The sequence below is a fragment of the Sphingobacterium composti genome, from assembly GCF_009829075.1.
In the GTDB taxonomy this organism is placed as follows: Bacteria; Bacteroidota; Bacteroidia; order Sphingobacteriales; family Sphingobacteriaceae; genus Sphingobacterium; species Sphingobacterium composti.
Genome location: NZ_WUQZ01000014.1, coordinates 1 through 19,623, shown reverse-complemented (window position 1 = coordinate 19,623; position 19,623 = coordinate 1). Strand labels below are relative to the sequence as shown.

Below are 19,623 nucleotides of genomic sequence, written 5' to 3'. Positions count from 1 at the left end.
AAAAACTATAATTTGAATATTCATTTACCCATCAATACTATATTACAAAAAAGGCCCACTGTTTTAACTACAGCAGGCTTTGTATTTTACTAAAAAAGGTTTAAGCGTGTATGTCTCTTTGAGAAAGAATTTTAGCGCTTAGATACTCTCTGTTCATTCTAGCGATATTAGTCATTTTAATACCTACAGGGCATTCAGCTTCACAAGCACCTGTATTTGTACAGTTACCGAATCCTTCTGCGTCCATTTGGTCTACCATAGCCTGAGCACGCTCATAACGCTCAGTTTGACCTTGAGGCAATAAAGCAAATTGAGAAATTTTAGCCGATACGAACAACATTGCTGAAGCATTTTTACATGCTGCTACACATGCACCACATCCGATACAAGTCGCTGACTCGAAAGCTTCGTCAGCAATTACTTTAGGGATAGCAATTGCATTCGCATCAGGAACACCACCTGTATTTACATTTACGTATCCACCAGCTTGTTGGATACGCTCAAATGAAGTACGGTCTACCGCTAAATCTTTCAAAACTGGAAATGCTGCTGCTCTCCAAGGCTCAATAACGATAGTCTGTCCATCGTGGAATGAGCGCATGTGCAATTGACAAGTCGTAGTACCTTGATTAGGTCCGTGTGGACGACCATTGATTACCAATGAACACATACCACAGATACCTTCACGACAGTCGTGGTCGAAATATATAGGGTCTTCTCCCTTACGAGTCAAATCATCGTTAACAATGTCAAGCATCTCTAAGAAAGACATATCATCAGCGATGTCTTTAGCTTGAATAGTCACGAATTGACCTGTTGATTTATCATTTTTTTGACGCCAAACTTTAAGCGTTAAATTCATGTGATTACTCATATCTATATATGATTTGAGAGTTGAGAGTTAAGATGTGAGACAAAGTATAAATCTAATATCTCACATCTGATATCTCAATTCTATTTATAACTTCTTTGTGTTAACTTAACATTTTCGAATACCAATTCTTCTTTGTGAAGAACTTCTGGTTGACCTTCACCTTTGTACTCCCAAGCTGCTACATAAGCAAATTCTTCGTCATTACGTTTCGCTTCACCTTCTTCAGTCTGAGATTCCAAACGGAAGTGACCACCACATGACTCGGAACGATTTAAAGCATCATCCACCATTAATTCTCCTAATTCTAAGAAGTCAGCTACACGACCAGCTTTCTCTAAAGACATGTTCATTTCTTCATTCTCGCCTAATACATTGGCATTAGACCAGAATTCTTTTTTCAAGTCTTGAATTAAGCCTTTAGCTTTAGTTAAGCCTTCAGCAGTACGTGCCATACCACAGTATTCCCACATGATGTGACCTAACTCTTTGTGAATATCATCTACAGTTTTAGTACCACGAAGTGATAATAATTTGTTTACATGTTCTTCAACATCTTTACGAGTTTGCTCGAATGCAGGGTGATTTTTATCTACAGGAGCGAAGCTACCTAAGTTTGCTAAGTAATCACCTACAGTGTAAGGAATTACGAAGTAACCATCCGATAAACCTTGCATTAATGCAGAAGCACCTAGACGGTTAGCACCGTGGTCAGAGAAGTTTGCTTCACCTAAACAGTATAAACCAGGTACAGTAGTCATCAAGTTGTAATCAACCCATACACCACCCATTGTATAGTGAACAGCAGGGTAGATACGCATTGGTTGTTTGTACGGATTCTCATCCGTAATCTTGTGGTACATGTCGAATAAGTTACCGTATTTCGCACGTACAGTATCTTCACCCATACGGTTGATAGCATCTTGGAAATCCAAGAATACAGCGAAACCAGTCTTACCAACACCACGACCATCATCCACCATTTCTTTCGCGTTACGAGATGCCACGTCACGAGGCACTAAGTTACCGAATGAAGGGTATTTACGCTCTAAGAAATAATCTCTGTCGTCTTCTTTGATATCTGCAGCTTTCAATTCTCCTTTACGAAGTTTCTCAGCTAATTCTTTTGTTTTAGGAACCCATACACGACCATCATTACGTAATGACTCCGACATCAACGTTAATTTTGATTGGTGGTCACCAGTAACAGGGATACAAGTAGGGTGAATTTGTGTGTAACAAGGGTTAGCGAAGAAAGCTCCACGTTTGTGCGCTCTCCAAGAAGCTGTTACGTTACAACCCATTGCATTAGTTGATAAGAAGAATACGTTTCCGTAACCACCTGTACACAATAATACAGCGTGACCTTCGTGAGTTTCAATCTTACCAGTAACTAAATCACGTGTTACGATACCTCTCGCATGACCGTCAATTTTTACTAAATCTAACATCTCGTGACGAGTGTAAGATTTAACTTTTCCTTTGTGGATTTGGCGATTTAATGCAGAGTAAGCACCTAATAATAATTGTTGTCCAGTCTGACCACGTGCGTAGAATGTACGAGATACTTGAGAACCACCGAAAGAACGGTTATCCAACAAACCACCATACTCACGAGCGAAAGGAACACCTTGTGCTACACATTGGTCAATGATATTTACAGAGTTTTCTGCTAGACGGTGTACGTTTGCTTCACGCGCGCGGTAGTCACCACCTTTAATTGTATCGTAGAATAAACGGAAAACTGAGTCACCGTCATTTTGATAATTTTTAGCAGCGTTGATACCACCTTGTGCAGCGATAGAGTGTGCACGACGAGGTGAATCTTGGTAACAAAATGTTTTTACATTGTAACCTAATTCTGCTAAAGAAGCAGCTGCAGATGCACCTGCTAATCCTGTACCTACTACGATAATAGTAAATTTACGTTTGTTGGCAGGATTCACCAACTTCATGTTGAATTTATGTTTTGACCATTTCTCGGCTAATGGGCCTGCTGGTACTTTAGAATCTAACATATCTTTATTTTTAAATAGAGATTACAAACCTTTGAAAAAGAAATACAATGGCATTGCTGCGAACGCAATAGGGATAATCACACCGAATACCCAAATACCTACTGATTTTACGAATCCAATATATCTTTTGTGGTTGAAACCTATTGTTTGGAATGCTGATTGGAATCCGTGAATTAAGTGGAATGACAATGCAGCCATAGCAACCAAGTACAATAATACGATTAATGGATTTTGGAAAGTAACAGCTACTTGTTTGTACAAATCTTTAGTTTGGATAGTTTCCACACCATTGTTTGAAAAAATCTTGTAACCATCATAGTTCGAAGGAAGTTCTTCCGAAGCAATGATTTGACGGTTTCCAGTAGCTATCTCCGTGTTGTACTCTACATAAGGCGTAGTCCCGAATTTGTATTGAAACCAAAAGTGTTGCATGTGTGTAGCTAAGAATACTAAAATAATAGTACCTAAAATACCCATGTTGCGTGAATTCCACTTACTGTTCGCGTTGCCTGCAGTTTGGTTGTACCCAATTGGTCTAGCAGCCTTGTTCTTAGCTGTTAAGATTAATGCGTAGACAGCGTGAATGATAATAGATGCATAAAGTAAGTATGAAACTACTTTAATAGGAGCGAAATTCGTCATGAAATGCGCATAATTGTTGAATGCATAGCCTTCGTCATTCTGGAACAACTGTAAGTTACCAATCAAGTGGATTACCAGGAACGAACATAAAAATAGTCCTGTTAAGCTCATGATTAATTTCTTACCTAGAGAAGAACTAAATAGCGGCTTTGATTTACTACTCATTATCCTTTAATGTTTAAATTTTTCCTGCAAAAATACCTAATCATTTATTAAAATGACTTTAAACACATAAAAAAGATATAATTTAGAATTATTCTAAGTAGTTTTTGAGATCAAAATTTATTAACTAAAAAAGCCATTAATCAATTTGATCAATGGCCTTTGTTTTAAATAGGTAGTATTATTTCTTTGTTACTAGCAATTTTGCTTTGTCATTACCTGTTGATAGGTCTACTATAAGTATGTAGGATTCATCTTGATTAATGAGCTTACCACTTAATAAACCTAAGTTTCCAGAATCTCGGCCATTAGTACCATTACCCACGAATATAAAATCACTATCAGTAGAAATTTGTTCATGTTTAAATTCTCCACCCCAGCCTTTTTGATGGAAAAATTTGATGTTGATGTAATCGGTATACACCGTTACATTACCTGTGATAGTAATTTGATATTGTTTATTGCCAATAGGCGCCATACACAATGCCTTGTCTGTATTCCAGCCCACATGATTATTAGATACTCTAGGTTTTCCGATACCATCGCCAATAATCCATACAGCGCCTGTTCCATCAGCATTTAGTGTAGCTAAACTGTTACCGTTCATAGCTTCCACATTCAAATATTTGTGGTTAAAGTCTGCAATAATGCGGTATTTTCCATTGATCACATTGCTTGTTATTTTTCCGGATTGATCTTTAGTAAAATAATCAGGATCTATCCACCATTCATCAAAATTCTCAATACCATCAACTTTCACCTCTTGCCCTTTATTGAGGTTTATGTCAGCACTGTATTGATTATCATTCAATCTATTGAAGATACTTCCATTAACTGCGTAAGCTATAATAAATGGAGCAGCTTCATAGGTCAAGGTGTTGAATTCGATAGTATAAGTTGTAGATGATGAAAAGGAAAATGGTATTTCTGCATTACTACCTAATTGAACTTCATTATTTACCCAGCCAAAAATCATTTCATTGCCGTAAGGACCAACTTTAGGTGCTTTAAGATAACCTTTTACAGCATGCGGAAGGTTTTGCGTCAATGCATATTTATTCTCTGCAACTTTAAGCAATTTGTACGTGGTATTACTTGTAATAAGATCCAAATAAGGGAAATCTGGGCGTGCTAATGGTAAATCAATCTCCTTTACAGTGGTTTTTTGACTTATATTTTGTAAAACGTAACGTAAAGTTGCCCTTCCTTTTGGTATATCCTTTAGATAAGGTATAAATATTTTGCCTTTATAGTTACCGTTATCTTTTGTACGAATGGTGGTTTCTGAGACCATATCGTCTGTGAAGAATAATTGTACTTTCAATGTAGAAAGAGGAATTTCACTATCCATAACATCCACATCAAAGGCTAAACTATCCCCAAATAGGGCTGATGCTACTTCGTTTTTAACTGATATGGTAGGGTTTCCTATTTGGTATTCGTATTCTTTTTCCGTCTTGCAGGAATAAAAAAGCGTGTGAAACACCAATATACTATATAGATACTTTGTTAATTGCTTCATGATGTTAGTTTTTCCATTTGTAAGAAACTACTGATTTTGCTGGAATCTCATAAGAAAAATGATTTTTCCCATCACTTAAAGTCACTTTCTTTGCTTCGTTCAAGTCATTAAGAACTACAAAAGCCAGAGAATTGTCTGTATTTTGAAATGCCGCATATTCCAAACCGTCCACTTTGTAGCCGGTGGTATTCACTCTATAAGCTCCAGATTTTACGACCGAAGAAAGATGGCTAGTCACGTAATAATGTGAGTTTCTGGTAATGTGTTTGTAATTTTTACTGTTGATATCCACAGCTCCATAACATGTTTGACATCCGCCATCGCGATTTGGACCTTTCTCGGTATCCAATACTAGATTCCATACAATGACAGCTTTGCTCCAATTGTTTACCGTCCCTAAACCGACTTCTTTCATATCTTCAGTCAGACGCTTTTGCAGATTTCTTCCATCGTTCCATTCGCCAATAGAAGTTTCTGTAAAAACCAATTCTTTATCAGGACGTGCATTATGAATATTTAGTAATTCAGACTTATCCCCACCATAATTATGGTATGCTGCACCAGTAATATAGGCTGCGGCTGCAGGATCTTGGTATATATTTAGCGGATATGACTTTTGGTCTTCAATATTATCATAATTGTAATTGTGGTCAAAAGCATAAATTTTAGTGTTTAAATTGGCACTTTTCAATTGTGGACCTAACGATTCTTTTATAAACTTTTGTTGCTCTTGCCAAGTCATGTACATGGATGCCGAATTACCACGATTCAAAGGTTCATTTTGAATGGTAACGGAAGTAATAGGAATTCCCTCTTTTTCCATAGCTTTAATCCATTGCACGAAATACCATCCATAATCTTGATAGTGCTTTGGATTTAATTGTCCACTTGTCCAAGAATTATGAGGAGCTAGGCTTGTCAAGTTGTTTACTTTCATCCAGCGAGGTGCTGTCCATGGTGAACCCATGATTTTCAACTTTGGATTGATCGCTAATATTTCTTTTAATACGGGGATAACATAATTTCTTTCTTCTGACTGCAACCCAAAATTTTCTTTCCCTGGTGTGTCCCAAACTGTATATTCACTGAGTGAAAAATCCGAACAACCAATCGAAATACGAACATAACTCATGCCATATCCATTTTCATCAGAAAATGTTTCCGTAAGAAATATTGTTCTGTCTTCTTTTGACATTTTCATCAAATTGTAACAGGTTGATCCTGTAATAGCAGCGCCAAAGCCTTCTATTGATTGGAATTTAGTGTCTTTGTCAATATGAATGGTGTTTGGAGACATATTGAATTTTGAGCTAAAATCAACATGCAACTTAGTCAAGTCATATGCCCTATTGTTTGTGGTGACATATAGTGTTACATCTCCCTTGTCTTTTTCTCCGGTTTCATTTGTAGCAGAAGGTGTAAAACTGTTTTGTTGACATCCTATCGAGGATAATATCACAGACAAAAGAAATAATTGCATCATATGTTTATAATTTGAGCGTTTCATAATATTTATTTTAATAACCTGGGTTTTGTATTAGGTTAGGATTTTGGTCAATTTTCGATTGTGGAATTGGAAGTCTATAAGAAAATTCATTAAATGGATAAACCAAAGGCTTACGTCCCGAATCTTTGGCATATACTGCATTCATTACTTCTTCCACTTTATTCAATCGCACAAGATCAAACCATCTTTGGCCTTCAAAAGCTAATTCTAGTCTTCTTTCTTTTAGCAATGCTTTCAGCATACTTTCTTTGTTTGCTTTATCAGCCGATGTCAACTTAGGTAATGATACACGCTGTCTCACTTTGTCAATGATATCCGCTGCAGCTGTAAGATTTGGGTTGGATTGCATGATTAAAGCTTCCGCTTTGAGCAATAAAATATCTGCATACCTTAATTTGATAATACTGCTCATGCCTGATCTCAACTTAAACATAAAAGGATAATTCGATGAAGGATAATAATTGCTCCAAGTAGTCGTGTAATACACAATAGATTGGTTCATGCGGATATTATCACCTTCATTTTGATATGCTTGTATCAAATCTCTTGAAGGAGTAACCCATTTCGCCCAAGTGAAATTCACATCGTAGTTGGAGAGATCTCGGCCAAACATCCAACTTGCCCAGTTTCCTGCACCTGGGAAAAACTGTGCTTCTAGAATGGATTCTTTGGTATTGCGTTGCAATAAATCTTTATTGTCTGCTGTCAATTGATATACATCGGCATAACTCGGATTTAAATCAAATCCGTCTTGTGCCAAAGCCTCTGCGTATTGAATGACCTTAGCGTAATCTTGAATAGGCTTTTCTGCGTAGATCTTAGCCAATAATGCTTTTGCTACAGATTTTGAAAAGCGAGTTTTGTCTGTTGGATTAATGTCGGGTGCATTGGCTAATCCATCCAATAAGTCAGCTTCGATCTGCTTATAAGCTTCTTCTTCTGTACTCTGTTTTGGAAAATATTGTGGATACACTTCCGATACATTTTCAGATGTGATATCAGGTGCTACAGTCATTACGACTGGTATAAAACCATAAATTCTTACCATATCAAATAACACCAAAGCTCTAAAAATTTTAGCTTGGGCTTTGTAAGAGCTGATGAGTGCAGGACTTAATGAATTATCTGCAACACTATCAATATACACTATAAGTCGATTTGCACGTGCAATATCTTCCAAGTAACGTTGCCAATCACGCTCTATAACAGAGTTAGAGCCTTCTATCGAATTATTTTCAAAAGGTACAACTTCAGCTCCTGTCGTGCCCGCGTAGGCGTTGTCACTATGCGCATCCGAAATCAAAAGCAAGTCCAAATGCCAATGCTCTTGCCTATCTTTCAATTGTTGATAGAGGGAGTTTAAATAATTGTCTACCGCAGCTCTGTCTTTAAAGACTATATTTTGACCTTGTTCGTTAATGCCTTCTGTGACATCCGAAAACGAATCCAATGGATCTCGATTTAGTGAACAAGACCATGTAAGAGCACATGAGAGTATCAAGGTTGTTAATGTTCTAAAATATGTTTTCATGTTCTTACCATTTAAAATTCAAGATTCATACCTATTACGAATGAACGGCTATGTGGATAAGTACCCCAATCGATTCCTTGCACACTACCACTATTACCCCATTGGTTGACTTCTGGATCCATACCTGTGTATTTTGTCCAAGTCAACAAGTTGCTCGCAGAGAAATAAGGTTGTAATTTCGAAAAACCAATTCTTCTCAGTTTTTCTGTTGTAATGTTATAACTCAATGAAATATTTTTCAATCGTAAATAACTACCATCTTCGATGAAATAGGTAGAATTTTTGATGTCATAACCTGCTTTTGGCACATCCGTGATTTGTCCAGGAATCTTCCAGCGGTCAAGTACTTTAGTGATTTGGTTCTTACCATCATACATACCTTCCATTTCTATACGACTTGCGTTGTAAATGTCGTTGCCATAAGACCCTTGAATAAATACACTTAAGTCAAAATTCTTATAAGAGAAATTATTGGTCATGCCATAAGTGAATTTAGGATTAGGGTCTCCTATGTAGGTTCTATCAGACGAAGAGATTTTACCGTCATTATTCAAATCTCTGTAAAGCAATTCACCAGTCTGAGGGTTCACACCATCCGATATATACCCATAAAATCCACCTAGAGACCGTCCTGGTTCATTTCTTACCACATAATCGTTTACTATTTCGGAAGTTTTTGCAGCATAGTATATCTTTTGAAGCTCTAAATTATCCAGTCGATTTTTGTTGAAAGAAATATTAAAATCCGTATCCCATGTTAATGCCTTGCGGATGTTCTTGGTACCAAGAGTTGCTTCAAAACCGTTGTTGGTCATTTCGCCTTCATTTCTACGAATAGTACTAGCAATCTGACCGTCAGGCAATGTCGCATACATCAACATATCGGTGGTTTTTTTGTGGTAATAATCTAATGTCACTGATAATCGGTTATTTAGACCAACGAAATCAATACCCACATTGGATTGTGTAGTTGTTTCCCAACGTAAATCTTTTGTTCTAAGGTTACTTGGGCTAATGTTTGGAACAGCATTCTCAAATCCAACTTGAAACCACTGAAAACGTTCGATATTGTACAATTGCAAGTAAGCATAATCGCCTAATCCGGATTGGTTACCTGTCTGACCCCAGCCACCACGAATTTTCAAGTCGTCAACCCAAGTCTGATCTTCCATAAAAGATTCTGAAGATAGTCTCCAAGCTGCGGATAAGGAAGGGAAGTACCCCCATCTGTTAGATGGACTCAATTTGGATGAACCATCTGCACGCATATTGACTGTCAAAAGGTATTTGCTATCATAATTATACATAGCACGTGCGAAATAAGACATGATTGCCCAGTTAGATGCACCGCTACCTGTGCCATTCCAAGAGATTTTATTTGCAGCATTCAACGTTTGAATAAGTTCGTTACGGAAATGCGATCCATTGATATAACTATTCGTGTATTTTGAATCAGTCCACGAATTACCCAGCATGAAATCCACATTATGTTTGTCATATTGTTTGGTATAATTCAACGTATTATCCCACACAATCAATGTATTCATATTTCTAGAGTCTGATGCTGTTCCGTATTGGCTTCGTCCCCAAACAGATGTGATAGGATCTAAGAATGTGGTATTTAAGCCATTTCTACGATCCAGTGTCAGTGCTGTTTTGAAGTTTAGATTCTCTGTAAAGCTGATTAACGCATTACCAGAAGCTAACAATCTATTTTCTCTATTCTTATTGTACTTTCCACGACTCAAGTTCTCTAGTGGACTGGTAATATTACCGATTCCATAGAAGTTGTTGTAATACTGATTGGGATTTTGTGGATCCCATATGGGTGCGTACACAGGCGTATTGATAACAGATAATACTACCCCGCCACGATTAGCTCCTGTACCCGAAATAATGCCATTATCGTTATAATCCGAATAATTGATATTTGCAGAAATCTTAAGCCAGTCACGTACTTGGTTGTCTATATTTCCTCTGAAATGGTAGCGTTTGAAATACGAACTTTCTAAAATACCATCATCACCTACATAACCAGCCGATAAATAATATTTAAGCTTTTCGGTACCATCCGAAATAGACAATTGGTAATTTTGTTGAATACCTGTATTGTAAGCCTCCTTAAACCAATCCGTATTATCTTTCAATCCATTCGGAAGATTAACAAGTCCTATTTCATCTTGTAACTCTTTATATTGTTCTGTATTCAATACTTGAAAAGAATTGCTTACGACGTTAGACGTATATTGCGCATTAACCCCAATCTTTGCTACTCCAGAATTCCCTGATTTTGTCGTAATGAGTATTACACCATTAGCTGCTCTAGACCCATATATCGCGGCAGAAGAAGCGTCCTTCAATATTTGAATATCCTGAATATCATTTGGAGCTAAAAACTTAATGTTGTCTACAGGAACTCCATCTACAACATACAAAGGCGAATTGCTCGCATTGAAAGATGTAGTTCCTCGCACGCGAATTGACATTTCGCCTCCAGGTGCACCGCTAGGTTGTGTTACAGACACACCTGCTGCTTTACCTTGTATCGCTTGACCTACATTAACAATGGGTCTTTTCTCCATATCCTTCATCGATACGGAAGAAATAGCTGTTGTCACATCTTTTCTTTTCACACTACCGTAGCCAATCACTACAATATCTTCCAAATTATTGACTTGTTGGATTAAGGATATCGTAATGTTGGATTCCTTAGCGCTGAAAATATATGGTTCATAATTTAACGAAGTGACATGTATTTCAGCATTATCAGGTACATTGATTTCAAACAAACCATTGCTGTTTGATGAAGTTTTTATGGACCCATCTTTTGTTGCAACAGTTGCTCCTACGATCGCAGATTGATTATCTGCATCTACTATTCTTCCCTTGATTAATCGGAGTTGTTGTGCATAAACAGATTGCGCATGTATTACCAATAACAGTAATACAATTACATTGAATAATGGTATTTTTCTTTTCATAAATTATAACGTAGAGATTATTGGTTATCTAAATACAGTAGTACTGTATAGCATAAAATCCTCTTACTTTATGCTTGTATAAAATTAGATATACAAAAGTTCATAAGAAATATGAAGAAGAATATAAGTACTTGGTGGTTTTGTTAAATAATTGTTTATCAGTGTATTGTTGGTTTTTTAAGGCTTAAAAAAGTACCTTTTTAAGGTTATTTTCTATTGATATTTCCAATGTTTTTCACACAATTTTCAAATTCATCCCTATTGCCAATAGCCTTATTCCTGACTTTTGTCCGGTAGTTGTAAACAGTGCGCAAAGAGTACCGAAGGAAGCTAGCTATCTTGACGCTGTCATCAATACCCAAGCGTATAAGCGCAAAAATTCGAAGTTCAGTATTCAGAAGTTCGCCCTTTTTTGGTGTGATATGTTCTTCAGTACGCAACAAATAATTAAAGTCATCTATGAAAGATGGATATAGATTTAAGAAGATAGAGTCAAAATTATGGTATAGTTCAGTAACTTCTTCCTCTATCACTTTAGTGGATTTGAGATCCGTTATGAGCGCACTGATATGTTGATTGTTTGCTTTTTTGAGCATACCTTTTCGCATGGCATCAATTTTTTCGATATAGGACGAACACATATCGAAGAATTATGCAATATATTCTTCCTTAATATGGTTGGATTCTGCTAATTGAATATTACTATTATTTATTTGCTGATTCATCACTAGCAATTTGCTGTTTGTTTCAGAAAGCTGCGACTTTATAGCTTTTAGTTTGTTGTATTGTTTTACAATAAAAATAATTCCTATGATTAAAATACAAGAGAGTATACTAATAAGAATCAGATTAATTACCAATTTGCGGTTTTGGTCATTTATTTTCTTTTGGTAAGAAGAATTGATAATAGGGTAAAAGGTGGTACCTTCAATAATTCTATACCGTACATTGCAGAAAATAGCATCTCTAATTGCCTTGTCAATAAGTAAAAAAGCCCTATCAAAATCTTCAGAACCATAATACGTCATGGCTAAATCCTGTAGCGAAGCATTATCTTTATTGGCATTCTTAATGTCTGCTATTGCAGACATCATCAAATAGTATTTCTGAAGCTCAGGATTGTTTTCGTTCTTATAAGCAATACCTAGCAAATAAGCTATGATAGCGACTTGATTATTGTCTTTACTATTTTGTTGCAAGAGTACTTTAAATTCTTCTATAGCTTGATTTCTATTACCGAGATAAAGCTTTTTCGTTGCATTTTCTATTTTGTATAGGATCTCACTCGTATCCAGACTGCGTATGAGTGAATCCCTATATATTTCACTCAATCTATAAAATTCATTGTTATTGTTGCTTTGCCCATAATGGCTGTAGAATGACCCGTATGTTTGATAGTACTTGGGCAATATTTTATCAGATAGATTGCTTTTTTGGATAGACTGCAAAATATCAATTGCTTCAATATACCGACCAGAAGTAGAGAATAATGAAGCCATATCCAGATCTAATATCGAATGAAGGGAATCATCCTGATTAGTTAAAGACGCTTTGCATTTTTGTATGTAATTAAGTGCAGAGTCAGATTGAAACTTAGCATATTGACTGGCTATTTTGTAATTAATTTCAAACGTTTCATTCTTACTTAAGTGTTTGCTGGTTCTGAGTTGTTGCTTGAGGTTTTTTATATCATCTAATTTGACTCTATGATAATAATCACCCTTTTCTAAAGTAATGTCTAGTTCTTTCTCTAGACTATTAATGTCTTGAGAAAATACAAGTAGTGGAATAAGTGCAAATAATAAAAGAATTGGCTTAATCATAATTTAAAGCATCTATAGTCTTATTGCTGTTAGTATCAAGGTTTGAATATAGATATTACAGCCTTAATAAAAACAAAAAGCGCAAAATAATTGCGCTTTTTAGTCTTTATAAATATATGTACCTTAAAATAAGCTATACCCCAAACTTATAGTCCAAAGATTCAAGGTCTGTTTGCCAGCCGTCTCGTTTCTGCTGATGTTTCCTAAGCCATATTCATAACGTAAGTCAACAGAAAAATTGCCAAAGTCTACGCCTGTACCAACTACCAAAGCAGCGAATTTATCTTTGTAATCTCTGATGCCCTCATTGATAAAGCCAGTAGCGTTATCTTTATATGGATTATTTTCATCAACGACGAATGAGAATAATGGACCTGCTTGTAATTTTACTTTTGCGAATCCTACAGGAAATTTAGTCCCTAATAATATAGGCACGTCAATATTCGTAAATTTAATATCACCTTTTACAAGTTCAGCACCCGCGTTTCCAGCCTCTGGGTGTACCGTTGCACTTTTGCTCGTAAAATAAGCTTCTGGTTGAATGTGGAATTTACTACCACCGATTCTTCCCCAAATACCAGCTAAATAGCCAACACTATTTTCATTCTTGAAGATAGTAGCGTTTGTTTCTAATTTAGCTACATTGAAACCTGCTTTGATACCAAGTTTCAAATCCTGTGCGAGCGTCGTCGAAACGAAACCACACGTAGCGATTAATGCCAATAATATTGTTTTTTTCATAGAATAAATGTTATTTTAGACGTCTAAATTATAAAATTATTCACTTAATTATGTCAAGTCTTAAAATTACTAATTCCGATTGGGAAATTCTCAAAATAAAGCTTCAACGTAAGTATAATCACTTATCAGCAGAAGATCTATCTTATAATGAGGGAGAAGAAAATTTACTTATCAACAGATTAGCAAAACGTTTGAAACGTACGCAAGAGTATGTTATCTTCACGCTCTCAAAGCAATTAGCAGATTTGTCTAGTAATAGTTTGTAACAATCATCATGGAAATTAGTTGGGCTGATTTTGTAAAAGTGGATCTTCGTGTAGGTACTATTCTTGATGTCCGAGACTTTCCCGAAGCCCGAAAGCCTGCTTATCAATTACATATCGATTTTGGCAAGGAGATAGGCATTCGTAAATCAAGTGCCCAAATTACCAAGCACTATGCCAAGGAGCAATTAATTGGTAAACAAATAGTAGCAGTTGTCAATTTTCCCAAGAAACAAATCGGAAAATTTATGTCCGAATGTTTAGTGACAGGTTTTGCTGACGAGAATGGCGATATTGTCTTGACAAGTGTAGAACGAAAATTGCCAAATGGGGCAAAATTAATATAAGAATGCGAATATATAATTTTGAAGAAGGAGCAGAAAGCGTCAATGTAGATGAAATCTACATGAGAGAAGCTTTCAAACTTGCCGAAAAAGCCTATGAAGAAGACGAAGTGCCAATTGGTGCTATTATTGTAAGTCAAGGAAAAATAATTGGTAAAGGTTATAACCTAACCGAACGGCTTAACGATGTGACGGCACACGCCGAAATGCAAGCCTTCACCGCTGCCGCAAATTTTCTAGGTGGAAAATATTTGAAAGATTGTACATTGTATGTCACTGTCGAGCCTTGCGTGATGTGTGCAGGGGCATCGTATTGGACACAAATATCCCGAATTGTATATGGAGCTAAAGATGAAAAGCGTGGTTACGTCTCTATAAATCCAAAAATTATTCATCCCAAAACAGAAATCGTGAGTGGGGTTATGGAGGAAGAATGTAGTGAGCTGATGAAGCGTTTTTTCAAAAGCAAACGATAAACTTTTCCACAAAATGGCATTAAAATGAAACATTACGACTCATGAATTGTTATATTCGTATTGTATTTTAATATTAAAATTCGATAATTTAAAAATAAGTAACTATGGCATTTGAATTAGAAGCGTTACCATACGCTAATGACGCATTAGAACCTCATATTGATAAAGACACGATGGAAATCCATCACGATCGTCACCACCAAGCTTATGTAGATAACTTAAACAAAGCAATCGCTGGTACGGATGTTGAAAATGCTTCTTTGGAAGATATTTTAGCAAATATTAGTAAATACCCTGCTGCTGTTCGTAATAACGGTGGTGGTCATTATAACCACAAATTGTTTTGGTCTATTTTAGGACCAAATGCAGGTGGTCAGCCATCAGGCGAATTAGCTGATGCTATCAATGCAACTTTCGGTTCTTTTGATGAATTGAAAACACAATTGCAAAATGCAGGTGCTACTCGTTTTGGTTCAGGTTGGTCTTGGTTGATCGTTACTGCTGACGGTAAATTAGCTGTAACTTCTACTCCTAATCAAGATAATCCATTAATGGATGTAGCAGAAGTAAAAGGTACTCCAATCTTAGGTATTGATGTTTGGGAGCATGCTTATTACTTAAAATATCAAAATAAACGTCCAGCTTATTTAGATGCAATATTCAATGTAATTAATTGGGATGCAGTAGCTGCAAACTACGCAGCGGCTAAATAATTTGAGATCTGATATAAGATTTTGATAAGGCGACATCCTAGTATGTCGCCTTTGTTATTATTAAATTGTGATGATATGAAATTATTCAGTTTTATCTTAGTTGGTATTACATTATGTGTTTTATTTTCGTGTCAGAGCAAGGCGAAAATGCATAAGGAATACGTGAAAGTTGAGGAAATTAAAATGGAAAATAGAGAAGTAGCTATATTAGCAGGTGGGTGTTTTTGGTGTGTGGAAGCACCATTATTGTTGTTGGAAGGTGTAGACACGGTGGTCTCTGGATATATTGGCGGGCACACAGAAAATCCAACCTACGCGCAAATCAGTACAGGAAATACTGGACACGCAGAAGCGGTAAAGGTAACTTATGACACGACGAAAATTACTTTTGATGAATTGTTAGAAGTATTTTTTACGATGCACGATCCTACACAATTAAATCGTCAAGGGAATGACGTAGGTACGCAGTATCGTTCAGCGATTTTTCCTCTAAATAAGGAACAAGAAGAAAAATCACGTTTCTATATAGCTGAGTTAAATAAATCAGGTGCTTTCGATAAACCAATCGTTACAACTATCGAAATGGCTGATAAATTTTACCAAGCAGAAGATTATCACCAGAACTACTATAATAACAATCCTAATGAGATGTATTGTCAATTAGTGGCTCGTCCAAAAGTTGAAAAAGTGAAGAAAGTGTTCGCTAATAAACTTAAGAAAAAGTAGATTCGACGCATGAAACCGATTCAATTTACCGTTTCTGTTTACGGCGAAGGTGTTTTTGCTGTTTTGGAGGATAAAAAGGAAAATTTTTATAATTATTATCATCGCCATGATGAAGCGCAGGTAACATATATTCTGCGTGGAAAAGGTACGATAATGGTCGGTAATGTGATGCAGTCTTTTCAGTCGGGTGATATTTTTGTGTTGAAGCCGAATGAGCCACATATGTTTGATCGGGAAGTCGAAGCCGAAGAAGAGAAAGGAGATATTCATGCTATTCATATTTTTGTGAATCTCGAGCGGATGAAAAAGTTATATCACATTCCGGAATTTGAGTCAGTGCGCGATTATTTCAATGAATTGCACACGTCCAAAATGTTGGATCGTTCGATTTCCGAATCGATGATGCATTTCTTTACCAATCTGATGGTCAAGACGGGAATGCCACGTTTTGCAGAATTTTTGCAACTGTTACACGCTTTGACGCAACACCGTCATGATGCAGTTTCATTGTATTCTGGTGTACGCGATATGAGTTATTCGGATAAAGATGGTGTGCGCATCTCTCAGGTTTATAAATTTACTTTTGACAAATATCAAGAAGATATTTCCGTGGATCAAGTGGCTTCACTAGTGCATATGACGCCAACTTCGTTTTGTAAGTTCTTCAAAAAACACACGATGAAAACGTACATTACCTTTTTGAACGAAGTACGTATCGAAAAAGCTTGTCAAATATTACTCAATAATAAATCCGAAAATATCGCCGAAGCTGCTTTTCAAGTTGGCTTTAATAATATTGTACATTTTAATCGCGTCTTCAAAGCGATAACTAAAATGTCTCCTAAGAAATATATTCAAGCGCATAGCTTGGACATGTAATTGGAGGATTTCCTATTGTGTTAGTGCGTCAGTTCGCGCGAAGCGAAGCAAGAAATCTAAGTCATGGAGAATTTATATTTCAGCATATCTATTGATTATCAAATAGACTTCTCCTTAAGTCGAAGTGACGATAAATAACAAGATTATATGCATGATAATTTTTACTTTTATAGCGTAAACCTAAATTAGCTTTAATTAAGATTTTAATAATGAATTGATGTGTTGATTTGACAGAATACGTTTATACATGGATAAATAGGGTAAATCGGTGTTAATGGTTTCTATGTATCTTTACTACAAATAAATACGATTATGTTAAAAGGATTTTTCAACGTTCCGGCTCCAGTAAATGAGCCTGTATATAGTTACGCTCCAGGTACTAAAGAGCGAGAATTATTGAAAGCTGCTATTGCTGAAGCAAGAGCACAAGAAATTGATGTGCCAATGTATATTGGTGGTGCAGAAGTTCGTACTGAAAATAAAGCAAAACTTACGCCTCCACACGATCATCAACATGTATTGGGTTATTACTCTCAAGGTACAAAACAACATGTGAAAGATGCTATTAATGCGGCTTTGGCGGCTAAAAATGATTGGGAAAATCTTCCGTGGGAGCAACGTGCGGCAATTTTCTTGAAAGCAGCAGAGTTAATCTCTACAAAATACCGTTATAAATTAAATGCGGCTACGATGTTGGGTCAATCGAAAAACCCATATCAAGCTGAAATCGACTCAGCATGTGAAATCATTGATTTCTTACGTTTTAACGTAAAATACATGTCTGAAATATACCAACAACAACCTCCAGCTAATAGCAAAGGTATATGGAACCGCTTAGAGCAACGTCCTTTAGAAGGTTTTGTTTTCGCATTGACGCCATTCAACTTTACTGCCATTGCTGGTAACTTGCCTACTTGTGTGGCAATGATGGGTAACGTAGTGGTGTGGAAACCTTCAAATACACAAATTTATTCAGCTAATGTATTAATGCAAGTCTTCAAAGAAGCTGGTCTTCCTGATGGCGTTATCAACTTAGTGTATGTCTCAGGTCCTGACGCAGGAGATGTGATTTTCAAGCATCCTGATTTTGCGGGTATTCACTTCACAGGTTCTACAGGGGTTTTCCAAGATATTTGGAAAACAATTGGGGAGAATATTCATTTATACAAAACTTACCCACGTATCGTAGGAGAGACAGGTGGTAAAGATTTCATCGTTGCACACTCTTCGGCAGACATCAAAGTATTGAATACAGCTTTAGTTCGTGGTGCTTTCGAGTTCCAAGGACAAAAATGTTCGGCTGCTTCACGTGCTTACATTCCACAATCATTGTGGGGAGAGTTGAAAGACTTGATGGAAGCGGTTATCAAATCATTCAAAATCGGTGGGACAGAAGATTTCTCTAACTTCATCAATGCCGTTATTGACGAGAAAGCTTTTGACAAAATCACAAAATATATCGAGAGAGCGAAAGAATCTGCTGATGCAGAGGTGGTAATTGGTGGCGAATACGATAAATCTAAAGGTTATTTCATTCATCCAACAGTTATCTTGGCAAAGACTCCTGATTACGAAACGTTATCAGAAGAGTTATTTGGTCCAGTATTGACTATTTATGTTTACGAAGATGCTAAATTCGAAGAAACTTTGAAATTAGTTGATTCTACATCGATCTATGCGTTGACAGGTTCGATAATCGCGCAAGATCGTTATGCTATCGACCAAGCTACACATGCATTACGCAATGCGGCAGGTAATTTCTACATCAACGATAAATGTACAGGTGCAGTAGTTGGTCAACAGCCATTCGGTGGTGCGAGAGGTTCTGGTACAAACGATAAAGCGGGTTCGATGATTAACTTATTACGTTGGGTTTCTCCACGTACGATTAAAGAAACATTTACCCCAGATACGGATTATAGATATCCATTTTTATCTGAAGAATAATAGATATTAGATGGTTGATTAGGTTGTAAAGCTTCGAGATTTTCTCGGAGCTTTTTTTGTTGTGCACCCGGCATGGGCGATAACTCTAGGGTGCAAGTCCCGAACACGCCATTACAGTTGGAAGTGTTAGCCGAAGGCAAGGGTGTCCACCGTGAGGTGGAATCTGAAGGAAGCCACAGGCAAACTCTCGGTCTGACGGACAGAAACTACATATAAGGCCTACTATGCTGGATGAGGTTGCAACACAAACTAAAGTCCTATACTGTACAGAAGCATCAAGGTAAATGTAGCAGACACATGAGAGGAAAGTTATCGTTCTTACCCGGGGAGATCTCACAGACTTGTGGAATTTTTTTTTCAGAAGCAAGGAGTAAAGCTAGCTGTGAGAAGTCAGCCGATTTCGTAGTACTTGCTTACGGCAAAGCAAGGAAGGAATGAACCTTAAGTTAGTGAGCAATACACGAGAATTACCTAATG

At 36.7% G+C, this 19,623-nt stretch carries 17 protein-coding genes; 7 read left to right on the top strand and 10 right to left on the bottom strand.

What is annotated here, in order from left to right; genetic code table 11:
• Window positions 1-100: 100 nt before the first annotated feature.
• From GOQ17_RS10200 to GOQ17_RS10155, 10 genes are all read right to left on the bottom strand, one after another.
• Entirely contained in the window at window positions 101-874 is a 774-nt protein-coding gene (locus GOQ17_RS10200; protein WP_159637267.1) for a succinate dehydrogenase/fumarate reductase iron-sulfur subunit, read from the bottom strand.
• Between the two features lie 80 nt (window positions 875-954).
• The gene (locus tag GOQ17_RS10195) at window positions 955-2,889 is read right to left on the bottom strand and encodes a fumarate reductase/succinate dehydrogenase flavoprotein subunit (RefSeq protein ID WP_159637265.1); all 1,935 of its coding nucleotides are present in this window, start codon (window positions 2,887-2,889) and stop codon (window positions 955-957) included.
• Between the two features lie 21 nt (window positions 2,890-2,910).
• Window positions 2,911-3,696 carry a succinate dehydrogenase cytochrome b subunit gene (locus GOQ17_RS10190; protein WP_159637264.1) on the bottom strand — a complete coding sequence of 262 codons (786 nt, stop codon included), beginning with the start codon at window positions 3,694-3,696 and terminating at the stop codon, window positions 2,911-2,913.
• Between the two features lie 178 nt (window positions 3,697-3,874).
• Window positions 3,875-5,215, bottom strand: coding sequence for a DUF5125 domain-containing protein (locus GOQ17_RS10185; RefSeq protein WP_159637263.1), 1,341 nt, complete (start codon window positions 5,213-5,215; stop codon window positions 3,875-3,877).
• Between the two features lie 4 nt (window positions 5,216-5,219).
• Complete coding sequence (locus tag GOQ17_RS10180) at window positions 5,220-6,698, bottom strand: endo-1,6-beta-glucanase (RefSeq protein ID WP_236537120.1); 1,479 nt, start codon at window positions 6,696-6,698, stop codon at window positions 5,220-5,222.
• A gap of 34 nt (window positions 6,699-6,732) precedes the next feature.
• Complete coding sequence (locus GOQ17_RS10175; RefSeq protein WP_159637261.1) at window positions 6,733-8,253, bottom strand: RagB/SusD family nutrient uptake outer membrane protein; 1,521 nt, start codon at window positions 8,251-8,253, stop codon at window positions 6,733-6,735.
• A gap of 11 nt (window positions 8,254-8,264) precedes the next feature.
• Window positions 8,265-11,234 carry a SusC/RagA family TonB-linked outer membrane protein gene (locus GOQ17_RS10170; RefSeq protein ID WP_159637259.1) on the bottom strand — a complete coding sequence of 990 codons (2,970 nt, stop codon included), beginning with the start codon at window positions 11,232-11,234 and terminating at the stop codon, window positions 8,265-8,267.
• A 206-nt stretch (window positions 11,235-11,440) separates the two neighbouring features.
• Window positions 11,441-11,875, bottom strand: coding sequence for a DUF6377 domain-containing protein (locus GOQ17_RS16670; RefSeq protein ID WP_159637258.1), 435 nt, complete (start codon window positions 11,873-11,875; stop codon window positions 11,441-11,443).
• 9 nt (window positions 11,876-11,884) lie between these two features.
• The gene (locus GOQ17_RS16665) at window positions 11,885-13,057 is read right to left on the bottom strand and encodes a SusR-related protein (protein ID WP_159637257.1); all 1,173 of its coding nucleotides are present in this window, start codon (window positions 13,055-13,057) and stop codon (window positions 11,885-11,887) included.
• A 123-nt stretch (window positions 13,058-13,180) separates the two neighbouring features.
• Window positions 13,181-13,798, bottom strand: a complete 618-nt coding sequence (locus GOQ17_RS10155) for a porin family protein (RefSeq protein ID WP_159637256.1) — start codon at window positions 13,796-13,798, stop codon at window positions 13,181-13,183.
• Between the two features lie 50 nt (window positions 13,799-13,848).
• On the opposite strand from GOQ17_RS10155, the gene GOQ17_RS10150 reads away from it, so the two are divergent.
• From GOQ17_RS10150 to pruA, 7 genes are all read left to right on the top strand, one after another.
• Window positions 13,849-14,064 (top strand): hypothetical protein, encoded by a 216-nt coding sequence (locus GOQ17_RS10150; RefSeq protein ID WP_159637255.1) that lies wholly within the window; start codon window positions 13,849-13,851, stop codon window positions 14,062-14,064.
• A 5-nt stretch (window positions 14,065-14,069) separates the two neighbouring features.
• Window positions 14,070-14,408: a tRNA-binding protein gene (locus GOQ17_RS10145; RefSeq protein ID WP_159637330.1), complete on the top strand. Its 339-nt coding sequence runs from the start codon at window positions 14,070-14,072 to the stop codon at window positions 14,406-14,408.
• Window positions 14,409-14,410: 2 nt separating this feature from the next.
• A complete protein-coding gene (locus GOQ17_RS10140; protein ID WP_159637253.1) occupies window positions 14,411-14,881 on the top strand; it encodes a nucleoside deaminase in 471 nt (156 codons plus the stop codon).
• A 104-nt stretch (window positions 14,882-14,985) separates the two neighbouring features.
• Complete coding sequence (locus GOQ17_RS10135) at window positions 14,986-15,594, top strand: superoxide dismutase (protein WP_159637252.1); 609 nt, start codon at window positions 14,986-14,988, stop codon at window positions 15,592-15,594.
• Between the two features lie 75 nt (window positions 15,595-15,669).
• The gene (msrA, locus tag GOQ17_RS10130; RefSeq protein WP_159637251.1) at window positions 15,670-16,320 is read left to right on the top strand and encodes a peptide-methionine (S)-S-oxide reductase MsrA; all 651 of its coding nucleotides are present in this window, start codon (window positions 15,670-15,672) and stop codon (window positions 16,318-16,320) included.
• Between the two features lie 9 nt (window positions 16,321-16,329).
• Entirely contained in the window at window positions 16,330-17,199 is an 870-nt protein-coding gene (locus GOQ17_RS10125; RefSeq protein ID WP_159637250.1) for an AraC family transcriptional regulator, read from the top strand.
• 312 nt (window positions 17,200-17,511) lie between these two features.
• A complete protein-coding gene (gene pruA / locus GOQ17_RS10120; protein ID WP_159637248.1) occupies window positions 17,512-19,146 on the top strand; it encodes an L-glutamate gamma-semialdehyde dehydrogenase in 1,635 nt (544 codons plus the stop codon).
• Window positions 19,147-19,623 lie beyond the last annotated feature (477 nt).

Coding starts and splice junctions, on each gene's coding strand:
- GOQ17_RS10200 (WP_159637267.1), bottom strand. CDS start 874: ATGAGTAATCACATGAATTTAACGCTTAAAGTTTGGCGTCAAAAAAAT.
- GOQ17_RS10195 (WP_159637265.1), bottom strand. CDS start 2,889: ATGTTAGATTCTAAAGTACCAGCAGGCCCATTAGCCGAGAAATGGTCA.
- GOQ17_RS10190 (WP_159637264.1), bottom strand. CDS start 3,696: ATGAGTAGTAAATCAAAGCCGCTATTTAGTTCTTCTCTAGGTAAGAAA.
- GOQ17_RS10185 (WP_159637263.1), bottom strand. CDS start 5,215: ATGAAGCAATTAACAAAGTATCTATATAGTATATTGGTGTTTCACACG.
- GOQ17_RS10180 (WP_236537120.1), bottom strand. CDS start 6,698: ATGATGCAATTATTTCTTTTGTCTGTGATATTATCCTCGATAGGATGT.
- GOQ17_RS10175 (WP_159637261.1), bottom strand. CDS start 8,253: ATGAAAACATATTTTAGAACATTAACAACCTTGATACTCTCATGTGCT.
- GOQ17_RS10170 (WP_159637259.1), bottom strand. CDS start 11,234: ATGAAAAGAAAAATACCATTATTCAATGTAATTGTATTACTGTTATTG.
- GOQ17_RS16670 (WP_159637258.1), bottom strand. CDS start 11,875: ATGTGTTCGTCCTATATCGAAAAAATTGATGCCATGCGAAAAGGTATG.
- GOQ17_RS16665 (WP_159637257.1), bottom strand. CDS start 13,057: ATGATTAAGCCAATTCTTTTATTATTTGCACTTATTCCACTACTTGTA.
- GOQ17_RS10155 (WP_159637256.1), bottom strand. CDS start 13,798: ATGAAAAAAACAATATTATTGGCATTAATCGCTACGTGTGGTTTCGTT.
- GOQ17_RS10150 (WP_159637255.1), top strand. CDS start 13,849: ATGTCAAGTCTTAAAATTACTAATTCCGATTGGGAAATTCTCAAAATA.
- GOQ17_RS10140 (WP_159637253.1), top strand. CDS start 14,411: ATGCGAATATATAATTTTGAAGAAGGAGCAGAAAGCGTCAATGTAGAT.
- GOQ17_RS10135 (WP_159637252.1), top strand. CDS start 14,986: ATGGCATTTGAATTAGAAGCGTTACCATACGCTAATGACGCATTAGAA.
- msrA (WP_159637251.1), top strand. CDS start 15,670: ATGAAATTATTCAGTTTTATCTTAGTTGGTATTACATTATGTGTTTTA.
- GOQ17_RS10125 (WP_159637250.1), top strand. CDS start 16,330: ATGAAACCGATTCAATTTACCGTTTCTGTTTACGGCGAAGGTGTTTTT.
- pruA (WP_159637248.1), top strand. CDS start 17,512: ATGTTAAAAGGATTTTTCAACGTTCCGGCTCCAGTAAATGAGCCTGTA.